This is a genomic window from Kordia sp. (genome assembly GCF_045105435.1).
In the GTDB taxonomy this organism is placed as follows: Bacteria; Bacteroidota; Bacteroidia; order Flavobacteriales; family Flavobacteriaceae; genus Kordia.
The window spans coordinates 1-3,178 of sequence record NZ_JBGCDL010000281.1 but is presented as its reverse complement, the minus strand read 5'-3'; the positions used below and the strand labels follow the sequence as shown (position 1 = coordinate 3,178).

4 protein-coding genes are annotated in these 3,178 nt (G+C 31.7%); 1 reads left to right on the top strand and 3 read right to left on the bottom strand.

Annotated elements, in window-relative coordinates:
- On the top strand, positions 1–348 hold a 348-nt coding region (locus AB8B65_RS14320; protein ID WP_405301848.1), incomplete at its 5' end, for an OmpH family outer membrane protein.
- Positions 349–1,000: 652 nt separating this feature from the next.
- Here AB8B65_RS14320 and AB8B65_RS14315 read toward each other — a convergent pair.
- The 3 genes from AB8B65_RS14315 to AB8B65_RS14305 form a co-directional block, all read right to left on the bottom strand.
- Complete coding sequence (locus AB8B65_RS14315; RefSeq protein ID WP_405301847.1) at positions 1,001–1,747, bottom strand: LytR/AlgR family response regulator transcription factor; 747 nt, start codon at positions 1,745–1,747, stop codon at positions 1,001–1,003.
- Between the two features lies 1 nt (position 1,748).
- A complete protein-coding gene (locus AB8B65_RS14310) occupies positions 1,749–2,570 on the bottom strand; it encodes a sensor histidine kinase (RefSeq protein ID WP_405301846.1) in 822 nt (273 codons plus the stop codon).
- A partial coding sequence (locus AB8B65_RS14305; RefSeq protein WP_405301844.1) for a hypothetical protein occupies positions 2,549–3,178 on the bottom strand: 630 nt, incomplete at its 5' end. The genes AB8B65_RS14305 and AB8B65_RS14310, both read right to left, overlap by 22 nt.

The following is a 3,178-nucleotide window of genomic DNA, read 5'->3' as shown; positions in this document are numbered from 1 at the left end:
TCGCAAATGTTCAATCTCGAATTGAAACAAGCGCAACAAAAAGCAGCAAAAGCCTCTCCAAAAAAGCAACAAGAATTATCAGTTCAAATTCAGCAATTGGGTGAACGTTTAGATCAGCAAATTAAAATTGAGCAAAATCGTATTTCTGAAGACAGTAGAGCGCAAAACGATTCTATTTTAAATAGAGTGAAACGATTTGTATCAGCTTACGGGAAAAAAAATGGATACGATTTTATTTTTGGTAAAAACGAAATGATAGGAAACTTATACTACGGAAAAGAGATGTACGATGTTACTAAAACTGTTTTAGAAGAATTAAACAAAGACTACGCAGCAAAGAAAAAGTAAGACAAACTACATACAAGATTTAACAAAAAGACTTTCAGCAATGAAGGTCTTTTTTGTTTTTAAATAGATTTTTAGACGACTTTTAAATTTATAGCTCATTAGAATTGCATATTGAAATGCTTTGAAACATCATAGCGAACGAAGTGAAGCTATCTTTGAATAAGATAAAGATACCGTTGTTTAAACAAACAGATTGCCACGTCATAAATTCCTCGCAAGGACGTTTCAAAGCAATCAGCAAATCCACATAACCGTAAGCAAAATTCGTGACAAATCAGTATGCACAAACATGAACTACAAACAAACAATTCGTGCATTCGTGACAAAAAAGATTTTAGCTATTCGTATTGCATATTGAAATGCTTTGAAACGTCATAGCGAACGAAGTGAAGCTATCTGCTACTTTAGAAACAGATCAGTATTAATTTAAAAGTACTTCTCGATACAATTTTTCTTCGTTTTACTATGAAAAATCACTCCTTTAAACGTTTAGAGTTTTAGTACAGATAAACAAATAAAAAAAATTCGTGGTAGAAAAGAGCCAAGACTTTTAGCGTCAAGAACCAAGATGTTTTCTAAGAACCTTTAGCGTTTCAAAAACAATCAAACAAATAGACAAATCCACAAAAAACAAATCCATACATAATCAACATCAAACATTCCGAATCATATTCAAAAAATCGGTGCGTTTATTTCGTGAAACAGGCAACTTATGATTGTCCTGCAACACCACATATCCTTCGTTTAAATACTTTAAAATATAATTGGTATTGATCAAGTGCGATTTGTGAATCAGGTAAAAATCGTTACTCTTCAGTAGTTTAAAAAAGTGCCCAATACTATACGAACTCATAATAGGTTTACTTTGCTGAAAATGAATTTTCGTATAGCCGTCGGTTCCTTGACAATGAATAATATCTTCAATTTTTACAAACTCCAAACCATCTTGCGAAGGAATCACAATCTTCTTTTGTTGAAACGACTGAATGCCTAAATTTTCAATCAATTGTGTATTCTTTTGCAAAGCTGTTTTATCGGCAATATTCTGCGTAGCAATGGAAACTGCCTGAATCAAATCTTGGCTATCAATAGGTTTTACAACATAGCCAATAGCACAATGTTTAATGGCTTCAATGCCGTAATTATCAAAAGCAGTTACAAAAATAACTTCAAAACTTAGTTTCGGAATTTTTTCTAGCACTTCAAAACCATTCATACCAGGCATGGCAATATCCAAAAACACCAATTGTGGTTTCAAATTTGTAATCAAATCAATGGCTTCTTCAGGATCTTGCGTTTCGCCAATAATGGTTACGTTTGGACATAATCTTTCGAGTTTGTTTTTTAAAATAGCCAACGACTTATGTTCATCGTCAACCAAAATAGCAGTTACTGTCATATCAGTTTGGTAGTTTAAAAATTAGGGTGACAATCGTTCCTTGTTGTGTTCCAAAATCAGAACGATCTTTAATCGTATATTCAACATGCCAATTATCTATCTGTTCAAGCAATTTTAGTCGTTCATCTAAAACTTGAGAAGAATGTGATCCTTGGTTTTTAATCGTATTTTTAGCTAATTTTTTAGATTGTTTAATGCCAATTCCATCGTCTTTTACAACCACAGAAAAACTATCGTTAGAAAGTTGCGAAAATGTAACGGTAACTTTTCCGGGCGTTTTCTTATGAAAAATACCGTGATTTACAGCGTTTTCTATAATTGGTTGCAATACCATTGATGGAATAGAAGCTGCTACATCTACCGTTTCATCACATACAATTTCGTACGAAAGTTTGTCTTCAAAACGGAGTTTTTCGAGTGCTAAATAATTAGAAATCAATTCTATTTCTTCTTCAATTGTGATTAATTGCTTGCGCGAATAATCAAAAAACTGACGCACTAACTTTGAAAAACGTGTCAAATAATTCTCTGATTGATCAATATCATTCATCTGAATATAATACTGAATCGCATTCAGCGAATTATGTACAAAATGTGGATTCATCTGCGATCGCAATGCGTGTAATTCTAGTTCTACCATTTTCTTTTCATAACTATTGATAGACATAGTTTTTTCGGTAATCAATTTATTTTTACGTGTTACAAACACAAAAAAAAGAATGACCACCGCAACTGCAATTAGCAAAGCTGCGCCCGACAGTAAGAAGAACATTTCTTCTGAAAATGCGTTCTCTATTTTTTCTACTTTTTCTTCTCCAGACATAAAAAGCTTTTAAAAATACAACCATATAAAACGGCATTTAATACTGTAATGACAATGCGGTAAAAATGACCACCATAATCTAAATGATTATGAAAAATTAACAAAGGAAGTAAACCAATGTAAAAACAAAATAAGCCTGTGACAATCCAAAACCGTTGCGATTTAGCAAAACTGGTAATGGAATCTGTATTCAACAATTCTATAAAATAGCTAATCGTTAAAACGAGTACGGAAAAAGCACCAATAATAATAGGATATAGGTAAAGGTTTTCAATAGGACTTTTGGTAATTAAATCATTTAAAAATGGAATAAAAAAAGCAACGAATAATATGTATACAAACCATTTTCGTTTCGCTAAAATTTTATAAAACCACCAAAAATAAAATCCAAATGAGATGAGTGTAAATAAATTATGTATAATATCATTATGACCTTTGAAAAATAAATGATAGCAAAGTCCTGAAATTTCATGACAAACTACATATACTAAAAACCATAAAAAGTAACGTTGTGTAGTTTCTTTATAGCGATTCCAAGACCAAATAGCCGCAACTAGCGCAGCTATTTGAAAACATAAAAAAAGGATCTTTATAAAAAAGTTCATAGA

Coding starts and splice junctions, on each gene's coding strand:
- AB8B65_RS14315 (WP_405301847.1), bottom strand. CDS start 1,747: ATGACAGTAACTGCTATTTTGGTTGACGATGAACATAAGTCGTTGGCT.
- AB8B65_RS14310 (WP_405301846.1), bottom strand. CDS start 2,570: ATGTCTGGAGAAGAAAAAGTAGAAAAAATAGAGAACGCATTTTCAGAA.